Below are 21,447 nucleotides of genomic sequence, written 5' to 3' on the forward strand. Positions count from 1 at the left end.
TTCGCAGTGCCGCTCGCCGGACGATGCCAGAAAGTCGCTCGGACTGTCCAGCATCGCGCCCGGTGGGCGTCAGCTCCAGGTGAAGTCGCCGGCGGTGAGGTCGCCCGCGGTCTTGCCGGTGAGCTTGATCTCCATGTCGGCGGCGCCGTCGCCGTCGACGTCGACCTGCAACGTCTCCGTCCCGTCGTCGAAGCGCGCCTGGCTGTGGCCGGTGTTGGTCAGCGCCCCGCTCCCCAGGTAGGAGAAGCTGCCGCCGGTCAACAGACCCTGGAACACCAACTTGTCGGTGCCCGCGACGAAGTCGAGGATGACGTCGCCGGAGCCGGTCGCCGACTGGTTGGCCGCGGTGAAGACGAACTGGTCCGCACCGGCACCGCCGGTGATCGTGTCGGAGCCGGTGCCGCCGGTGAAGGCGTCCGCCCCGCCGCCGAGGGAGACGGTCGCTCCCGAGCTGCCGGTGAGGACGATCACGTCGGCACCGCTGCCGCCGACGACGGTCTCGACGTTGGCGATCGTCGCGGTCGTCCCCGAGCCGAGCGTCAGCGTGTCGTTGCCGCCGGCCAGATCGATCGAGCCGGTGAAGGACCCGCTGATCGTCACCACGTCGGCCGCCGCACCACCGGTGATGGTCTCGGCATTGGCCACGGTGACCGTGGCGCCGGCGGCGTCGAAGGTCAGCATGTCGTTGCCGGCCCCGAGGTCGACGGTGGCGCCGGTGACGGCCGCGCCGAAGGTCACCTCGTCGTCGGCGGAGCCGCCGATGAGGGTTTCGACGTCGGACACGGTGACCGTGTTGGCGAAGGCGCCGAGGGTCAGCTTGTCGAGGCCGGTGCCGAGATCGATCGTCGCTCCGGTCGCCTGGGCACCGAGGGTGACGATGTCGTTGGTCGAACCGCCGATGATGGTCTCGGCGTCGGACACCGTGACGGTGTTGATCCAGTCGCCGAGGGTCAGGCTGTCGTCGCCGCCGCCGAGGTCGAAGAGACCACGGAGCAACTGCGCCCCGACCACCACGATGTCGTCGGCCGAACCGCCGGTCAGCGTCTCGACGTTCGACACCGTGACGGTGTTGGCGAAGTCGGCGAGCGTCAGTGCATCGAAGCCGCCGGCGAGATCGATCACCGAACCCGTCGCCTGGGCGGCGAAGGTGACGATGTCGGAGGAGGCCCCGCCGGTCAGGTTCTCGACGCCGGAGACGGTCAAGGTGTTGATGTAGGCCGCCAGCGTCAGGGTATCGGCACCGCCGGCCAGATCGATCTCCGCGCCGGTGACCTGGACCGCGAAGGTGACGGCGTCCGCCGCCGCCGAGCCGGTGACGGTCTCGACGTTGGACAGCGTGACCGTGGCACCGGCCGCGGCGAAGGTCAGGGTGTCGTCGCCGGCACCGAGGTCGACGGTCGCCCCGGTGATGGCTCCGCCGAAGATCACCTCGTCGTCGGTGGCCCCGCCGATGATGGTCTCGACGTTCGACACCGTGACCGTGTTGACGAAGGCGCCGAGGGTCAGCTTGTCGCGGCCGGCTCCGAGGTCGATCTCCGAACCGGTCGACTGGGCACCCAGGGTGACGATGTCGTTGGTCGAACCGCCGGTGATGGTCTCGGCATCGGAGACCGTCAGGGTGTTGATCCAGTTGCCCAACGTCAGGGTGTCGTCGCCGGCACCGAGGTCGAAGACGCCGCGCTGCTGCTGCGCCCCGAGCACCACTTCGTCGTTGGTCGAGCCACCGGTCAGGGTCTCGACGTTCGACACGGTGACCGTGTTGATGAAGGCGCCGAGGGTGAGGGTGTCGCTACCGCCGGCGAGATCGATCACCGCGCCGGTCGCCTGGGCGCCGAGGGTGACGGTGTCGGAGGAGGCGCCGCCGGTGATCGTCTCGACGTTCGACACCGTGACGGTGTTGACGTGCGCGCCGAGCACCAGGATGTCGTCGCCGGCGTCGAGGTCGACCGTCGTGCCCGTCGCCTGACCGGCGAGGGTGACGACGTCGTCGCCGGCATCGCCGGTGACGGTCTCGACGTTGGAGACGGTGGCCGTGGCGCCCGCCGCGGCGAGCGTCAGAGTGTCGTCGCCGGCACCGAGGTCGATCGCTCCGCCGGTGATGGCCGCACCGAAGACCACTTCGTCGTCGTCGGAACCACCGATGATGGTCTCGACGTTCGACACCGTGACGGTGTTGACGAAGGCGCCGAGGGTCAGCGTGTCGAGGCCGGCCCCGAGGTCGATCGTCGCACCGGTCGCCTGGGCGCCGAGCGTGACACTGTCGTTGGTCGAGCCGCCGGTCAGCGTCTCGACGTTCGACACCGTGACGGTGTTGATGAAGTTGCCCAGCGTCAGCGTGTCGTCGCCGGCACCGAGATCGAAGACGCCGCGCTGCAGCTGCGCCCCGACCACCACTTCGTCGTTGGTCGTACCACCGGTCACGGTCTCGACGTTCGACACGGTGACCGTGTTGATGAAATCGCCGAGGGTGAGGGTGTCGTAACCACCGCCGAGGTCGATCGTCATGCCCGTCGACTGAGCGCCGAGGGTGATCGTGTCGGTGGAGGCTCCACCGGTGATCGTCTCGACGTTCGAGGCGGTGACGGTGTTGAGGTGGTTGCCGAGCAGGAGGATGTCGTCGCCGGCGTCGAGGTCGACGACGATGCCGGTCGCCTGGCCGGAGATGGTGACGGTGTCGTCGCCGGCGTCGCCGGTGACGGTCTCGATGTTTGCCACGGTGACCGTGGCGCCGGCCGCGGCGAGGATCAGGGTGTCGTCGCCGGCCCCGAGATCGACGGTCGCACCGGTGACGGCGGCGCCGAAGGTGACTTCGTCGTCGGTCGAGCCGCCGGTGATGGTCTCGACGTTCGACGCCGTGACGGTGTTGACGAAGGCGCCGAGGACCAGCCGGTCGAGACCGGCGCCGAGATCGACGGTGATGCCCGTCGCCTGGGCCCCGAAGGTGACGTTGTCGTTGGTCGAACCGCCGGTGACGGTTTCGACGTTCGACACGGTGACCGTGTTGACGAAGGCGCCCAGCGTCAGCGTGTCGTCGCCGGCGCCGAGGTCGATCGCCCCACCGGTGACGGCGGAGGCGAAGATCACCTCGTCGTTGGTCGAGCCACCGGTGACGGTCTCGACGTTCGACACGGTGACCGTGTTGACGAAGGCGCCGAGGGTGAGGTGGTCGTCGCCGCCGGCGAGATCGATCACCGCGCCGGTCGCCTGCGCACCGAGGGTGACGATGTCGGAGGAGGCGCCGCCGGTGATCGTCTCGACGTTCGAGGCGGTGACGGTGTTGTCGAAGGCGCCGAGCGCGAGGATGTCGTCGCCGCCCGCGAGATCGAGGATCACGCCGGTCGCCTGACCGCCGAGGGTGACGACGTCGTCGGCCGCCGAACCGGTGACGGTCTCGACGTTCGACACCGTGACCGTCGCGCCGGTGGCGTCGAAGGTCAGCGTGTCGTCGCCGTCGCCGAGGTCGATCGCTCCGCCGGTGACGGCCGCGCCGAAGATCACCTCGTCGTCGTTCGACCCGCCGGTGATGGTCTCGACGTTCGACACCGTGACGGTGTTGACGAAGGCGCCGAGCACCAGCGTGTCGTTGCCGGCTCCGAGATCGATCTCCGAACCCGTCGACTGGGCACCGAGGGTGACGGTGTCGTCGGTCGAGCCGCCGGTGACGGTTTCGACGTTCGATACGGTGAGCGTGTTGACGAAGGCACCCAGAGTCAGGGTGTCGGCGCCGGCGCCGAGATCGACCGACATGGCGGTGACCCGGGCCCCGAGGACCAATTCGTCGGCCGCGTTGCCGCCGACGACGGTCTCGACGTTCGACACCGTGACGGTGTTGGCGAAGTCGCCGAGCACCAGCTTGTCGGAACCGCCGGCGAGGTCGACCGTCGTGCCCGTCGCCTGGGTGGCGAGGGTGACGGTGTCGGAGGACGCGCCGCCGGTGATCGTCTCGGCATTCGACACGGTGACCGTGTTGACGAAGGCCCCGAGCACCAGGGTGTCGTCGCCGCCGGCGAGGTCGAGGGTCGAGCCGGTCGCCTGACCGCCGAGGGTGACGACGTCGTCGGCCGCCGAGCCGGTGAGGATCTCGACGTTCGACACGGTGACCGTCGCGCCGGTGGCGTCGAAGACCAGGGTGTCGGCGCCGGTGCCGAGGTCGACGGTGGCGCCGGTCACGGCGGCGGCGAACACCACCTCGTCGGCGCCGCTGCCGCCGAGAATGGTCTCGACGTTGTCGACGGTGACGGTGTTGGTGAAGTCGCCGAGCACCAGCGTGTCGTTGCCGGCGGCCAGATCGATGATCGTGCCGGTCGACTGCGCACCGAGAGTGACGGTGTCGTTCGTGGACCCGCCGGTGATCGTTTCGACGTTCGACACGGTGACCGTGTTGACGAAGGCCCCGAGGGTGAGGACGTCGTCGCCGGCACCGAGGTCGATCGACGCGCCGGTCGACTGGGCGGTGAGCACCACCTCGTCGGCGGCGTTGCCGCCGGTGAGGGTCTCGACATGGGCGACCGAAACGGTGTTGGCGAAGGCGCCGAGCACCAGCTTGTCGGAGCCGCCGGCCAGATCGATGACCATCCCCGTCGCCTGGGTGGCGAGCGTGACGGTGTCGGAGGAGGCCCCGCCGGTGATCGTCTCGACGTTCGACGCCGTGACCGTGTTGGCGAAGGCGCCGAGAACCAGCGTGTCGTCGCCGTCATCGAGGTCGAGGATCACGCCGGTCGCCTGACCGCCGAGAGTGACGACGTCGTCGGCGGCCGAGCCGGTGATCGTCTCGACGTTCGACACCGTGACCGTCGCGCCGGTGGCGTCGAAGGTCAGCGTGTCGTCGCCGGCGCCGAGGTCGATCGCTCCGCCGGTGACGGCGCTCCCGAAGATCACCTCGTCGTCGTCCGAGCCGCCGACGATGGTCTCGACGTTCGACACCGTGACGGTGTTGACGAAGTTGCCGAGCACCAATCGGTCGTTGCCGGCGGCCAGATCGATCTCCGCGCCGGTCGCCTGGGCGGCGAAGACGACGGTGTCGTTCGTGGACCCGCCGGTGATCGTCTCGACGTTCGACACGGTGACCGTGTTGACGAAGGCGCCGAGCACCAGCGTGTCGAGGCCGGCCCCGAGGTCGAGCGTCGCTCCGGTCACCTGCGCGCCGAAGGCGACGGTGTCGTTGGTCGTGCCGCCGGTGATGGTCTCGACGTTCGACACGGTGATCGTGTTGATGAAGTCGCCGAGGGTGAGGCCATCGCCGCCGCCGGCGAGGTCGATCCGGCCTCCGGTCGCCTGGGCGCCGAGGGTGACGGTATCGGCCGAGGCGCCGCCGGTGATGGTCTCGACGTTCGACACGGTGATCGTGTTGACGAAGTCGCCGAGCACGAGGCGATCGTTGCCGCCCGCCAGATCGATCACCGTGGCGGTCGACTGAGCGGAGAAGGTGACGAGGTCGGCGGCGCCGCCGCCGGTGATCGTCTCGATGTTGGCGACCGTGACCGTCGCGCCGGTGGCGTCGATGATCAGGGTGTCGCCGCCGGCGCCGAGGTCGACGACGGTGTCCTCCACCTCGACGGCGAAGGTGACGGTGTCCTTGTCGGAGCCGCCGAGAATGGTCTCGACGTTCGACACCGTGACCGTGTTGACGAAGTCGCCGAGCACCAGCTCGTCGAGGCCGTCGGCGAGATCGACGGTCGCGCCGGTGACCTGGGCGGAGAACACCGCGGTGTCGTTGGTCGCACCACCGGTGAGGGTCTCGACCCCCGCGAGCGTGACGGTGTTGACGAAGTCGCCGAGCTTCAGCGTATCGGCCCCGCCGGCCAGATCGACGGTGGTGCCCGTCGCCTGGGTGGTGAGAGTCACGGTGTCGGCCGCAGCCGCGCCGGTGATCGTCTCGACGTGCGCGACGGTGACCGTGTTGGCGAAATTGCCGAGCACCAGCTTGTCGGCGCCGCCGGCCAGATCGATCTCGGTCCCGGTCGCCTGGGTGGCGAGGGTGACGATGTCGGAGGAGGCGCCGCCGGTGATCGTCTCGGCGTTGGAGACGGTCAGGGTGTTGACGATGTCGCCGAGGATCAGCCCGTCGGCGCCGCCGCCGAGGTCGATCGAGACGACCGAGGAGGCGAGCGTGACGAGATCGTCCGCGGCACCGCCGACGATGGTCTCGACGTGGCTCACGGTGACCGTGGCGCCGGCATCGTGGAACACCAGCTTGTCGCTGCCGCCGCCGAGATCGACGTTGGCGCCGGTCACGTCGGCCCCGAAGGTGACGATGTCGGAGGAGGCACCGCCGGTGATCGTCTCGACATTGAAGACGGTGACGGTGTTGGCGAAGTTGCGCAGCACCAGGGTGTCGAGGCCGGTGCCGAGATCGACGACGACGCCCTGCGCCCGGGTGGCGAGGGTGACGGTGTCGTTCGTCGTGCCGCCGAGCACCGTCTCGATGTTGGACAGGGTGACGGTGTTGACGAAGGCGCCGAGCCTGATCTGGTCGGTGCCGGTGCCGAGATCGATCGACTGACCGGTCGCCTGGGTGGCGAGGGTGAGGATGTCGGAGGAGGCGCCGCCGACGATGGTCTCGACGTTGGCGACGGTCAGGGTATTGTCGAAATCACCGAGGACGAGCTTGTCGGCGCCGCCGGCGAGGTCGATGTCGGCATCGGTGACCTGGCTGCCCAGGGTGACGATGTCGGAGGAGGCGCCGCCGGTCAGAACTTCGACGTTCGACACGGTGACGGTGTTGACGAAAGCGCCGAGAACCAGCGTGTCGTAGCCGTCGTCGAGATCGATGGTGATCCCGGTGGCGGCCGAGCCGAGGGTGACGATGTCGTTGGCCGCGCCGGCCGTGATGGTCTCGACGTTGGAGATGGTGACGGTGGCGCCGTCGTCGGAGAAGGTCAGGCTGTCGGCACCGCCGCCGAGATCGACGGTGGCCCCGGTGATCGCCGCACCGAAGACGACGGTGTCGGAGGACACGCCGCCGACCAGGGTTTCGACGCCGGACACGGTCACGGTGTTGACGTAGGCACCGAGCGTCAGCTTGTCCGAGCCGCCGCCGAGATCGACGATGGTGCCGGTCGCCTGATTGCCGAGCGTCACGGTGTCGGAGGACACGCCGCCGACGATGGTCTCGACACTCTGGACGGTCAGGGTGTTGACGAAGGCCCCGAGCACCAGCTTGTCGGCGCCGGTGGACAGATTGACCGTCGTGCCGGTGGCCTGGGTGGCGAGCACCACGGTGTCCGATCCGGCCGCGCCGATGATCGTCTCGGCGTTGGAGACGGTCACGGTGTTGTCGAAGGCGCCGAGCGTCAGCTTGTCGGAGCCGGCCCCGAGGTCGATGGTCATGTCGGTCGCCTGGGCGCCGAGCGTGACGGTGTCGGAGGAGGCACCGCCGGTCAGAACTTCGACGTTCGACACGGTGACGGTGTTGACGAAGTCGGCGAGCGTGACGACGTCGACGCCGCCGGCGAGGTCGATGCGCAGGCCGGCCGCGGCGGTCGACAGGGTGACCGAATCGTAGGCCGCACCGCCGGTGATGGTCTCGATGCCGGAGACCGTCACGGTGGCGCCGTCGTCGGAGAAGGTCAGCCCGTCGGCGCCGGCGCCGAGATCGATCACGGCACCGGTGACCGCCGTCGCCAACACCACGGTGTCGGAGGAGGCGCCGCCGACGATGGTCTCGATGTTCGAGACCGTCACGGTGTTGACGAAGGACCCGAGGGTCAGCGTGTCGAGGCCGGCGCCGAGGTCGACGGTCGCGCCGGTCGCCTGCGCACCGAAGGTCACGGTGTCGTCGGTCGAGCCGCCGTGGACGGTCTCGACGTTCGACACGGTGATCGTGTTGACGAAGGCGCCGAGGGTCAGCCTGTCGAGGCCGGCGCCGAGATCGACGAACGACCCGGTGGTCTGGGCCGACAGGGTCACGGTGTCGTCGGTCGAGCCGCCGACCAGGGTCTCGACGTCGGCGATCGTCACGGTGTTGACGAAGGCGCCGAGCACCAGCTTGTCGAGGCCGGCGCCGAGATCGACGGTCGAACCGGTCGCCTGCGCACCGAAGGTCACGGTGTCGTTGGTCGACCCGCCGGTGAGGGTCTCGACGTTCGAGATGGTCAGGGTGTTGAGGAACGCCCCGAGGGTCAGCGCATCGGCGCCGCCGGCGAGGTCGATGGAAGTGCCGTAGGCCTGGGTGGCGAGGGTCACCGCGTCGGTATCGGCACCGCCGGTGATGGTCTCGACATTGGACACGGTGACGGTCGCGCCGCCCGAACCGAGGGTCAGGTGATCGTTGCCGACGCCGAGATCGACGGTCGAGCCGGTGACGGCACCGGAGAAGGTGACGATGTCGGACGAGGCGCCGCCGGTGACGGTTTCGACGTTGGCGACGGTGATGGTGTTGACCTGGTTGCGCAGGGTCAACGCATCGGCGCCGCCGCCGAGGTCGACGGTGATGCCGGTGGCCTGCGCGCCGAGGGTGACGACGTCGGTGACCGCCGAACCGGTGACGGTCTCGACGTTGGAGACGGTGACGGTCGCGCCGCTCGCGGCGAAGACCAGCGTGTCGTCGCCGGCGCCGAGATCGACGGAGGCGCCGGTGATCGCCGCCCCGAAGACGACGGTGTCGTCGGTCGTACCACCGGTGACGGTCTCGACGTTCGAGACGGTGACGGTGTTGACGAAGGCGCCGAGCACCAGCCTGTCGAGGCCGGCGCCGAGATCGAGTGTCACGTCGGTCGCCTGGGCGCCGAGGACGACGGTGTCGTTGGTCGAACCGCCGGTGACGGTCTCGACGTTGGCGACCGTGACGGTGTTGACGAAGGCGCCGAGGATCACGGTGTCGGCACCGCCGGCGAGATCGATGGTGCCGGAGAGCGCCTGAGCGCCGAGGGTGACGACGTCGTCGGCCGCACCGCCGGTGACGGTTTCGACGTTGGAGACCGTCAGGGTGCCGCCGGCGGCGGCGAGGGTGACGGAGTCGTTGCCGGCGCCGAGGTCGATGACCGCGCCGGTGACGGCGGCGCCCAGCACCACGGTGTCGGAGGAGATCGCACCGATGACGGTCTCGACGTCGGAGACGGTCACGGTGTTGACGAAGGCGCCGAGCGTCAGCGTGTCGTCGCCGGCGCCGAGGTCGATCATCGAACCGGTGGCGCGGGCCGCGAGCGTCACGGTGTCGTCGGTCGAACCACCGGTGATGGTCTCGACATTGGAGACGGTGACGGTGTTGACGAAGGCGCCGAGCACCAGCTTGTCGAGGCCGGCGCCGAGGTCGACCACCGAGCCGGTCGCCTGGGCGGCCAGAGTGACGGTGTCGTCGGTCGAACCACCGACGACGGTCTCGGCGTTCGAGACCGTGACGGTGTTGACGAAGGCGCCGAGCGTCAGCTTGTCGAGACCGGTGCCGAGATCGATCACCGAGCCTGTCGCCTGGGCGGCGAGGACCACGGTGTCGTTGGTCGACCCACCGGTGAGCGTCTCGACGTTCGAGACGGTGACGGTGTTGACGAAGGCACCGAGGGTCAGCGCGTCGGCGCCGCCGCCGAGGTCGATCGAGGTGGCGATCGCCTGGGTGGCGAGCGTCACCACGTCGGTGCCGCCGGCGCCGGTGATGGTCTCGACGTTGGACACGGTGACGGTGGCCCCGGCCGCGCCGAGGATCAGGCGGTCGGCACCGCCGGCGAGGTCGACGGTCGCGCCGGTGACGGCGGAGCCGAAGGTGACCGTATCGGCGGAGGCGCCGCCGGTGACGGTCTCGACGTTCGACACGGTGACCGTGTTGACGAAGTTACCGAGCGTCAGCGCGTCGGCGCCGGCGCCGAGGTCGACGGTGAAGCCGGTCGCCTGGGAACCGAGGGTCAGCAGATCGGTGACGGTCGAGCCGGTGATCGTCTCGACATTGGCGACGGTGACGGTGGCGCCGGTCGCGGCGAAGACCAGGGTGTCGTTGCCGGCACCGAGATCGACCGTGGCGCCGGTGGCCGCGGCACCGAAGACGACGGTATCGTCGGTCGTGCCGCCGATGATGGTCTCGACGTTGGACACGGTGACGGTGTCGACGAAGTTGCCGAGCGTCAGCTTGTCGTTGCCGGCGCCGAGATCGATCACCGAACCGGTCGCCTGAGCGGCGAGGGTGACGGTGTCGTCGGTCGAACCGCCGGTCAGGGTCTCGACGTTCGACACCGTGACGGTGTTGACGAAGGCGCCGAGCACCAGCGTGTCGGATCCCGCACCGAGGTCGATGGTCGCGCCCGTCGCCTGGGCGGCGAGGGTGACGGCGTCGGTCGAGGTGCCGCCGGTGATGGTCTCGACGTTCGAGACCGTGACGGTGTTGACGAAGTCGCCGAGAACCAGGTGGTCGGCGCCGCCGCCGAGGTCGACGACGACACCGCCGGCCTGGGTGGCCAGCGTCACGGTGTCGGCCGAGGCCCCGCCGGTGACGGTCTCGACGTCGGAGACGGTGACGGTGTTGACGAAGGCCCCGAGCACCAGCGTGTCGGACCCGCCGGAAAGATCGATCGTCGTGCCGGTCGCCTGATCGCCGAGGGTCACCCGGTCGTCGACGGCGGACGCGGTGATGGTCTCGACGCCGGAGACGGTGACGGTGGCGCCGGCCGCGGCGAAGACGAGCGTGTCGGCGCCCGCGCCGAGATCGAAGGTGCCGCCGGTGACGGCGCCGGAGAGCACGACGGTGTCGTCGGTCGAACCGCCGGTGACGGTCTCGACGTCGGTGACGGTGACGGTGTTGACGAAGGCGCCGAGAACCAGGTGGTCGGCGCCGGCACCGAGATCGACGGTGGTGCCGGTCGCCTGGGTGGCCAGCGTCACGGTGTCGGCGAGGCCGCCGCCGACCAGGGTCTCGACATTGGAGACGGTCAGGGTGTTGGCGAAGCCGCCGAGCACCAGCTTGTCGGCGCCGCCGCCGAGATCGACGGTGGTGCCGCTCGCCCGAGTGGCCAGCGTCACGGTGTCGGAGGAGACGCCGCCGGTGATGGTCTCGACGTTCGAGGCGGTCACGGTGTTGACGAAGGCGCCCAGCGTCAGCGCGTCGGCGCCGCCGGCGAGATCGACGGTGGTGCCGGTCGCCTGCGAGACGAGGATCACGGTGTCGGCGGAGGCGCCGCCGGTGATGGTCTCGACGTTCGAGGCGGTCACGGTGCCGACGAAGGCACCGAGCACCAGATGGTCGGAACCGGAGCCGAGGTCGACGGACATCGGCGTGGTGCCGGCGGCGATGGTGACGAGGTCGTCGATCGCCGAACCGACCACGGTCTCGACGTTCGACAGAGTGACCGTCGCGCCGGTGTCGGCGAAGGTGACGGTGTCGCCACCGGCGCCGAGGTTCACCACGGCGCCGGTGACGGCGGTGCCGAAGACCACGGTGTCGTCGGTCGAGCCGCCGACGATCGTCTCGAAGTTCGAGACGGTGAGGGTGTTGACGAAGGCGCCGAGGGTCAGCGTGTCGAGGCCGGCCCCGAGGTCGATGGTCGCGCCCGTCGCCTGGGCGGCGAGAGTGACGGTGTCGTCGGTCGAGCCGCCGGTGATGGTCTCGACGTCGGAGACGGTGACGGTGTTGACGAAGGCTCCGAGGGTCAGCGTATCGGCGCCGCCGGCGAGGTCGATCGTCGCACCGGTCGCCTGGGTGGCGAGAACGAGCGTGTCGGCGGAGGCGCCGCCGGTGATCGTCTCGATGTTCGCCGCGGTGACGGTGTTGACGAAGGCGCCGAGGGTCAGCGCGTCGCCGCCGCCGCCGAGATCGATCGTCCCGTCGACGAAGGCGGTCGCCAGCGTGACGTGATCGGCGGAGGCGCCGCCGACGATGGTCTCGACGTTGGACAGCGTGACGGTGTTGACGAAGTCGCCGAGGTGGACGGCGTCGGCGCCGGCACCGAGATCGACGGTGCTGCCGGTCGCTCGACCGGCGAAGACGAGGATGTCGACGTCGGCCCCGCCGGTGACGGTCTCGACGCCGGAGAGGGTGACGGTGTTGGCGAAGTCGCCGAGGGTCAGCCGGTCGGCGCCGGCACCGAGATCGAGGACGTTTCCGGTCGCCTGGGTGGCGACCGTCACGGTGTCGGACGACGCGCCGCCGACGACGGTCTCGACGCCGGAGACCGTCAGGGTGTTGACGAAGTCGCCGAGGGTCAGCGTGTCGAGTCCGGCGCCGAGATCGACGGATCCGGCGGTCACGGCGGTCGACAGGGTGACCGTGTCGTCGGTCGAACCGCCGGTGATGGTCGCCATGTTGGCGACCGTCAGGGTGTTGACGAAGTCGCCGAAGACCAGGGTGTTGTGGCCACCGCCGAGGTCGATGGTCAGGCTGTCGGTCTGTGCGCCGAGGACGACGGTGTCGTCGCCGTCGCCGCCGAGAACGGTTTCGACATTGGTGACGGTGAGGGTCGAGCCGCCGGAGGCGAGGGTCAAGGTGTCGTCGCCGCCGCCGAGATCGACGGTGGCGCCGGTGATCGTGCCGGAGAGGGTGACGGTGTCGTCGGCCGAACCGCCGACGATGGCTTCGACGTCGGCCACGGTGACGGTGTTGACGAAGTCGCCGAGCACCAGCGTGTCGGCGCCCGCGCCGAAGGCGATGTCGATCTCCGCCGCCGCGGTGGCGAGCGTGACGGTGTCGTCACCGGCGCCACCGACGATGGTCTCGACGTCGTGCACGGTGACGGTGGCGCCGGAGGCGCCGAGATCGAGGGTGTCGTTGCCCTCGCCGAGGGTGACGACCGTGCCGGTCGTCGCGGCCCCGAGGGTCACGGTGTCGTCGTCGGCGCCGCCGACCACGGTCTCCACGCCGGAGACGGTCACGGTGTTGGCGTAGTCGCCGAGCACCAGCCGGTCGAGGCCGGCGCCGAGGTCGACGACGTTGCCGGTCGCCTGGGCGCCGAACACGATCGTGTCGTCGGTCGAACCACCGACGACGGTTTCCACGTCGACGACGGTGACGGTGTTCACGGCGGAAGCGAGCACGAGGGTGTCGTCGCCGGCGCCGAGATCGTAGGTGCCGGAGGTGATCCGCGCCGCGAGCACGACGGTGTCGGCGGAATCGCCGCCGACCACCGATTCGATGTTCGAGACGGTGACGGTGTTGACGAAGTCGCCGAGCGTCAGCTTGTCGTTGCCGGCACCGAGATCGATGGTCGTGTCGGTCGCCGCCGTCGACAGCGTCACGATGTCGGCGGAGGCGCCGCCGACGATCCCTTCGACGTCGGCGACGGTCAGGGTGTTGACGAAGGACGTCAGGACCAGCCGGTCGTGGCCGCCGCCGAGATCGATGTTGGTCGCGGTGACCTGGCTGTAGAACGTGACCTCGTCGTCCGCGGCACCACCGACGACCGATTCCACGTAGCCGAGCATGACGGTGGCGCCGGCATCGTCGAAGATCACGGTGTCGAGGCCGGCCCCCAGGCCGAGAGCGGCACCGGTGACCGCGGCTCCGAGAACCACGGTATCGGAGCTGGCGCCACCCCAAACCGTCTCGACGTTGAACACCGTGACGGTGTTGACGAAGGATTTCAGAACCAAGCGATCGCCGCCACCACCGAGATCGACCACGCTCCCGGTCGCCTGGGCGCCGAGGGTGACGATGTCGGAGCTGACGCCGCCGAAGATGGTCTCGGCGTTGGAGACGGTCGCCGTGTTGATCTGGTCGTCGAAGGTGACGACGTCGTCGCCGGCACCGAGATCGACGGTGGTGCGCGACGTCGCGCCGGAGAAGCGGACGGTGTCGGCGTCGCTGCCGCCGACGATGGTCTCGACGTTCGACACGGTGATCGTGTTGGCGAAGCCGCCGAGGTAGAGCTTGTCGTTGCCGGCGCCCAGATCGATGGTGACGTCGGTGGCCTGGGTGGCGAGGACGACCTGATCGGCCGAAGCACCGCCGGCGACGATTTCGACGTTCGAGAGCGTGACGGTGTTCACCGTATCGCCGAGGACGACACGGTCGAGGCCGGCGCCGAGATCGACGGTGCTGCCGGTGACCTGCCCGGAGAAGGTGAGGACGTCGGCGACGCCCGATCCGGTGACGGTCTCGACACCGGTGACGGTGACGGTGGCACCGGAGGCGTCGAAGACGAGAGCGTCGTCGCCGGCGCCGAGGTCGACGGTCCCGCCGGTCACGACGCCGCCGAAGGTGACGACGTCGGCGGAGGCGCCGCCGAGCACGGTTTCGATATTGGCGACGGTGACGGTGTTGTCGAAATCGCCGAGGTGCAGAGTGTCGTCGCCCGAATCGAGGTCGAGGAAGACGCCGTCGCCCCCTTCGGCCAAGGTGACGTCGTCGTCGCCACCGCCGCCGACGATGGTCTCGACCCCGGTCAGGGTCACGGTGCCGCCGGCCGCGGCGAGGATCAGGGTGTCGTCGCCGCCACCGAGGTCGATGAGCGAACCGGTGGTGGCGCCGCCGAGGGTGACGGTGTCGTCGGACGCGCCGCCGACCAGGTTCTCGACGTCGAGGATGGTCAGGGTGTTGACGAAGTCGCCGAGAGTCAAGGTGTCGGGGCCGGCGCCGAGATCGATCGTCCCTTCGGTGATCGCCGTCCCGAGGGTGACGGCGTCGGAGGACGCGCCGCCGACGATGGTCTCGACGTTCGAGACGGTCAGCGTCGATGCGCTGCGCAGAATCAGGGTGTCGTTGCCGCCGCCGAGGTCGACGGCGGACTCTTCCATGTTGCCGAAATAGACGACGACGTCGTCCGCCGCGCCGCCGACGATGGTCTCGACGCCGGCCACGGTGATGGTGCCGCCGGCGTCGTCGATGGTCAGCGTGTCGCCACCTTCGCCGAGATTGAAGGTGCCGCCGGTGGTGGCGCCGGAGAGCACGACGACATCGCTCGAAGCCCCGCCGAAGAGGGTTTCGACATTGGCGACGGTGACGGTGTTGGCCGCCTCGTCGAGGGTCAGGAGATCGTCGCCGTCGCCCAGGTCGACGGTGCCGGCGAAGGCACCGATCGCGGTCACGTCGTCGTCCGCCGCGCTGCCGACGACGTTCTCGACGTTGGCGATCTGGACGGTGGCCGCATCGGTGAAGGTCAGCGTGTCGGACCCGGCGCCGAGATCGATGGTCGCGCCGGTGGTCACCGCGCCGAGGACGATCGTGTCGGCGGACGTGCCGCCGGTGATGGTCTCGACGTTCGACACGGTGACGGTGTTGACGAAGTCGCCCAACCGCAGGCTGTCGTTGCCGCCGGCGAGGTCGATGGTACCGGACGTGAAGGCGGAGCCGATCACCAGGGTGTCGCCGGAGGCGCCACCGATGATGGTCTCGACGTTGGTGACGGTCACCGTCTCGAGCGCATCGCCGAAGGTCAGTGTGTCGGACCCGGCGCCGAGATCGATCGTGACGCCGCTGACGACGCCGCCGAGGAAGAGCGCGTCGTCGCCGGCGCCGCCGGTGACGGTCTCGACGTTGGCGACGGTCACGGTCGCCCCGGAGTCGTCGAACACCAGACGGTCGGCGCCGGCGCCGAGATCGACGGTGGCGCCGGTGACGGCGGCGCCGAAGGTCACGAGGTCGCTCGAAGAGCCGCCGACGATGGTCTCGACGTCGGAAACGGTGACGGTATTGACGAAGTTGCCGAGGGTCAGCTTGTCGGCGCCGGCGCCGAGGTCGACGGTGATGCCGCGCGCCTGGGTCGCCAGAACGACGGTATCGGCGGAGACCCCGCCGATGATGGTCTCGACGTTGGAGACGGTGGCGGTGTTCTGGAAGTCGCCGAGGGTCAGGCGGTCTTCGCCGGCGCCGAGATCGACGGAGCCCGTCAGGGCGCTGGCGTAGGTGACGGTGTCGGCGCTCGCCGAGGCGACGAGCGTCTCGACGTTGGCGACGGTGACGGTGTTGGCGAAGGCGCCGAGGGTCAGCCTGTCGTTGCCGGCGCCGAGATCGATGGTCGTACCGGTCGCCTGAGCCGACAGGGTGATGATGTCGGTTCCGCCGCCGCCGGTGATGGTCTCGACGTCGGCGACGGTGACGGTGCCGCCGGCGGCCGCGAGGATCAGTTGGTCGGCGCCGCCGCCGAGCGAGATCGTGCCGTTGCTCGCCGCCGCGCCGAGGGTGACGACGTCGGAGGAAGCGCCGCCGACGATGGTCTCGACGTTGGAGACGGTCACGGTGTTGTCGAAGGCGCCGAGGATCAGGCGATCGACACCGGTGCCGAGGTTGATCACAGCACCGGTCGCCTGGGCACCGAGGGTGACGACGTCGGCGGCGTTGGAGCCGACGATGGTCTCGATGTCGGAAACGGTGAGGGTGCCGCCGGTGGCGGAGAGGGTCAGCCTGTCGGCGCCGGCGCCGAGGTCGATGGTCGCGCCGGTGGTGGAACTGCCGAGAACCACGATGTCGACGTCGGAGCCGCCGAGGATGGTCTCGGTGTTGGAGACGGTGAGCGAGTTCGCGAAGTCGCCGAGGACGAGCTTGTCGGCGCCGATGCCGAGATCGACGATGACGCCGGTGACGCCGGAGGTGAGGACGACGGTGTCGGAGGAGATGCCGCCGATCAGGGTTTCGACGTCGGCGACCGAAACCGTGTTGACGAAGTTGCCGAGCGTCAGCTTGTCGTTGCCGGTCCCCAGATCGACGGTGGTGCCGGTCGCCTGAGCGGACAGAACGACGGAATCGACCGAGGCGCCGCCGAGGATCGTTTCGACGTTGGCGACGGAGAGAGTGTTCTGGAAGTCACCGAGCACCAGGGTGTCGGCACCACCGGCGAGGTCGACGGCGACGTTGGTGGCCTGGGCGACGAAGGTGACGAGATCGCCGGCGGCACCGCCGACGACGGTTTCGACGTTCGACACGGTGACCGTGCCGCCGCTCGCCGAGAGCGTCAGACGGTCGGCGCCGCGGCCGAGGTCGACGGTGGCGCCGGTGACGGCGCCGCCGAGGGTGACGATGTCGGACGAGGCGCCGCCGACGATGGTCTCGACGTTCGACACGGTGACGGTGTTGACGAAGGCGCCGAGGGTCAGCCGGTCGTCGCCGCCACCGAGGTCGATGGTCGAGCCGGTCCCGGCCGAGGCGAGCGTGACGAGGTCGGTGGAGGCTCCGCCGGTGATGGTCTCGGTATTGGAGACGGTGACGGTGTTGACGAAGTCGCCGAGAATCAGCCGGTCGAGGCCGTTGCCGAGATCGACGATCGCTCCGGTCACCTGGGTGGCGAAGGTGACGGTGTCGGACGATGCGCCACCGACGACGGTTTCGACGTTGGAGACCATCACGGTGTTGAGGTAGGCGCCGAGCGTCAGCCTGTCGATGCCGGCGCCGAGATCGACCTCGATGCCCGTCGCCTGCGAGGCGAGCACGACGGTGTCGGTGGAGGCGCCGCCGAGGATGGTCTCGGTGTTGGAGACCGTGACCGTGTTGATGAAATCGCCGAGATACAGGCGGTCGTCGCCGGCGCCGAGGTTGATCACGGACCCGGTCGACTGTGTGCCGAGGTAGACGGTATCCGAGCTGGAGCCGCCGATGACGGTTTCGACGTTGGAGACCGTGACCGTGTTGGCGGTGCTGGAGAGCATCAGCTTGTCGGCGCCGGCGCCGAGATCGATGCTGACCCGCGTGGCCTGACCCCAGATGGAGACGAGATCGGCCGAAGCGCCGCCGATGATGGTCTCGACGTTGGAAACCGTGACCGTGTTGGCGAAGGAGCCGAGGACCAGCTTGTCGTTGCCGCCACCGAGGTCGATGCGGACGTTCGCGGCGACGCCGCCCAGGGTCACCTGATCGGCGGCCGTGGCGCCGACGACGGTTTCGACGTTGGAGACGATCACCGTGCCACCGCCGGCGGCCAGCGTCAGTTTGTCGGCACCACCGCCGAGATCGACGACGGCGCGGGTGGTGGCCGCCTTGAGGACGACAGTGTCGGAAGAGACGCCACCGACGATGGTCTCGACGTTGGAGACGGTGACGGTGTTGACGAAGGCGCCGAGCGTCAGGGTGTCGTTGCCGGCGCCGAGATCGACGACGGTGCGCACCGACTGCGAGGAGAGCGTGACGGCGTCGTTGGTCGAGCCGCCGACGATGGTCTCCGCATTGGCCACCGACAGGGTGTTGAGGAAATCGCCGAGGTAGAGCTTGTCGTTGCCCGCCCCCATGTCGATCACCGAACGGGTCGCCTGGGTGGTGAAGACCACGGTGTCGTTGGTCGAACCGCCGACGACGGTTTCGACGTTGGCCACCGAAACGGTGTTGACGAAAGCGCCGAGCACCAGCTTGTCGAGGCCGGCGCCGAGATCCACGGCGGTTCCGGTCGCCTGGGTGGTGAGCACGACGGTGTCGGCGGATGCGGCGCCGGTGATGGTCTCGACGTTGGCGAGCGAGATCGAGTTGATCTTGGCGGCGAGCGTGATGCTGTCGGCGCCTTCGCCGAGGTCGATGAGGCCGCCGGTCGCGCCGGAGCCGAGGGTCACGACGTCGCCGGCGGTGGAGCCGACGATGGTTTCGACGTTGGACACGGTGACGGTCGCGCCGCCGGTCGCCAGATAGAGCGTGTCGAAACCGGTCTTGAGGTCGATGACCGCCCCGGTGGTTTCGCCGTCCATCACGACGGTGTCGGCGGAAGCGCCGCCGACGATGGTCTCGGCGTCGATGACCGTGACGGTATTGATGAAGTTGCCGAGGGTCAGCGAATCGCGGCCGCCGCCGAGATCGACGGTCGCGTCGGTGACGCGCGAGCCGAGGGTCAGGACGTCGTTGGTCGAGCCGCCCGTGATGGTCTCGACGTTGAGGATCGTCAGGGTATTGACGAAATCGCCGAGGGTCAGCGTGTCGACCCCGGCGCCGAGGTCGACGGTGCCGCCGGTCGCCTGTGCGGCGAAGTTCACGGTATCGGAGGACGCACCACCGACGATGGTCTCGACGTTGGAGACCGTCAGGGTGTTGTCGAAGGCACCGAGGGTCAGCTTGTCGGCGCCGCCGCCGAGGTCGATCGTCGTTCCCGTCGCCTGGGTGGCGAGGGTCACCGTGTCGATCGAGGCGCCACCGGTGATGGTCTCCACCCCGGAGACCGTGACGGTGTTGCGGTAGTTGCCGAGCGTCAGGGCGTCGTCGCCGTCGCCGAGGTCGATCACCGCCGCCGCGGCACTGGAATAGGTGATCGCGTCGTCGCCGGTGCCGGCGGTGACGGTCTCGACGTTGGCCACGGTGAGGGTGCCGCCGGCCGGGCTCAGCACGAGCCGGTCGGTGCCGCCGGCGAGGTCGACGAAGCCGCCGGTCACGGCCGCACCGAGCACGACGGTGTCGGAGGACGCGCCGCCGATGATCGTCTCGGCGCCGGTGACGGTGACGGTGTTGATGAAGGCGCCGAGCGTCAGCTTGTCGTTGCCGGCACCGAGGTCGACGGTGGTGCCGGTGGCACGCGCCGACAAGGTGACGGTGTCGTTGGTCGAACCGCCGACGATGGTCTCGACGTTGGCGACGGTCAGCGTATTGACGAAGTCGCCGAGCGACAGCTTGTCGGAGCCGGCGGCGAGGTCGACGGTGATGCCGGCGGCCTGCGAACCGAGGACCACGGTGTCGGACGAGACGCCGCCGAGGATGGTCTCGACGTTGGAGACGGTGACCTTGTTGATGTAGGCGCCGAGGGTCAGGCGGTCGGCGCCGGCGCCGAGGTCGATGGTACCGCCGGTGATGCGGGCGCCGAGGACGACCGAATCGGTGACGGAGCTGCCGGTCAGGACTTCGACGTTGGAGACCGTCGCGGTGGTGCCGGCGGTGAAGGCGAGCGAATCCTGGCCGGCGCCGAGATTGATGACCGCACCGGACGTCGTGCCACGCAGCACGACGACGTCGTCGCCGGTGTTGCCGAGGATGGTCTCGGCGTTGGAAACGGTGACGGTGTTGTCGTAGGCGCCGAGGCGGAGCGTGTCCTTGCCGAGACCGAGGTCGATCGTGCTGCCGGTCGCCTGACTGCCGAGGGTGATGGTGTCGTTCGAGGCGCTGCCGGTGATGGTCTCGACATTCTTCACCGTCGCCGTCGCGATGCCGGTGAACCTCAACTGGTCGGTGCCTCCGCCCAGATCGATGATGGCGCCGGTGGTGGTCCCGGAGACCGTGATGACATCGTCGCCCGTGCCACTGGTGATCGCCGTCGCATTGGTGACGGTCGCAGTGGTCGGGGTGTTGCCGTAATTATAGGTCGCCACGGGTCCGGTCCCTCTGAAGTCCGCACGGCCCGCCGCGACACGAAAATCACGGCACGATCCGACACGGTCGTCTTCAATCAACCCGCAGTTTCGCTATTGGTTGGTTAATCCACCGTTAAGCCGAGGTTCGAAAAGCTTTACCACGAGCCGATATCGTTCCGATCCGGGACGGTCGTGGTCGTCGATGTTCGACCGACTGAACAGGCGTAAGTCGAGCGCAACGCCCTTGATTTCACATCGTGACGAGACGTGACGCGGCCGCCGGAACCCTTCGGTCGCCGGCGGCCGCAGCCTGTCGGGATCGGACATCGCGATCGATTCGATCACGCACCGAGGGTATGACGGAAGTAGGCGATGGTCTCCTTCAGACCGTCGCGCAACGGGATACGCGGCTCCCAGTCGATCATCTTCTTGGCGAGCGAGATGTCCGGGCGGCGCTGCTTCGGATCGTCGGCCGGCAGCGGCCGGTATTCGATCACCGACTTCGAGCCGACGAGTTCGACGACGATCTCGGCGAGCTCGCGGATGGAGAATTCGCCGGGATTGCCGAGGTTCATCGGGCCGGTGAAGTCGTCGGGCGTCTCTTCCATGAATTTGACGAAGGCGGCGATCAGGTCGTCGACGTAACAGAAGGCACGCGTCTGGGAGCCGTCGCCGTAGAGGGTGATGGGCTCGCCGCGCAGCGCCTGGACGATGAAGTTGGAGACGACGCGGCCGTCGGCGGGATGCATGCGCGGGCCGTAGGTGTTGAAGATGCGCGCCACCTTGATGCGGGTGCCGTGCTGACGGTTGTAGTCGAAGCACAGCGTCTCGGCGCAGCGCTTGCCCTCGTCGTAGCAGGACCTGACGCCGATCGGGTTGACGTTGCCCCAATAGTCCTCGGTCTGGGGGTGGACCTCCGGGTCGCCGTAGACCTCGGAGGTCGAGGCCTGGAAGAACTTGGCCTTGGTGCGCTTGGCCAGACCCAACATGTTGATGGCGCCGTGGACGCTGGTCTTGGTCGTCTGCACCGGATCGAACTGGTAGTGGATCGGCGACGCGGGGCAAGCGAGGTTGTAGATCTCGTCGACCTCGACATAGAGCGGGAAGGTGACGTCGTGGCGCATCACCTCGAAGCGCGACTGGCCCATCAGGTGGGAGATGTTGGTGCGGCTGCCGGTGAAGTAGTTGTCGACGCAGAGCACCTCGTAGCCGCGGCCGAGCAGGGTCTCGCAGAGGTGCGAGCCGATGAAGCCGGCACCTCCCGTCACCAGGATCTTCTTGGGGTGGGATGAGAAGTTGACGCCGCGCATCTTCGACCGTTCCTTCCTGGAAACCACTCGTCTCGTT

General features: G+C 68.9%; 2 protein-coding genes. Both read right to left on the minus strand.

The window, feature by feature from the left end; translation table 11 throughout:
- Window positions 1–69: 69 nt before the first annotated feature.
- Entirely contained in the window at window positions 70–20,118 is a 20,049-nt protein-coding gene (locus tag V7Q42_RS01580; RefSeq protein ID WP_333821932.1) for a calcium-binding protein, read from the minus strand.
- Window positions 20,119–20,441: 323 nt separating this feature from the next.
- Window positions 20,442–21,410, minus strand: coding sequence for a UDP-glucuronic acid decarboxylase family protein (locus V7Q42_RS01585; protein WP_333821933.1), 969 nt, complete (start codon window positions 21,408–21,410; stop codon window positions 20,442–20,444).
- Window positions 21,411–21,447 lie beyond the last annotated feature (37 nt).

The organism is Pinisolibacter sp. (assembly GCF_036782435.1).
Taxonomy (GTDB): domain Bacteria; phylum Pseudomonadota; class Alphaproteobacteria; order Rhizobiales; family Ancalomicrobiaceae; genus CALBKH01.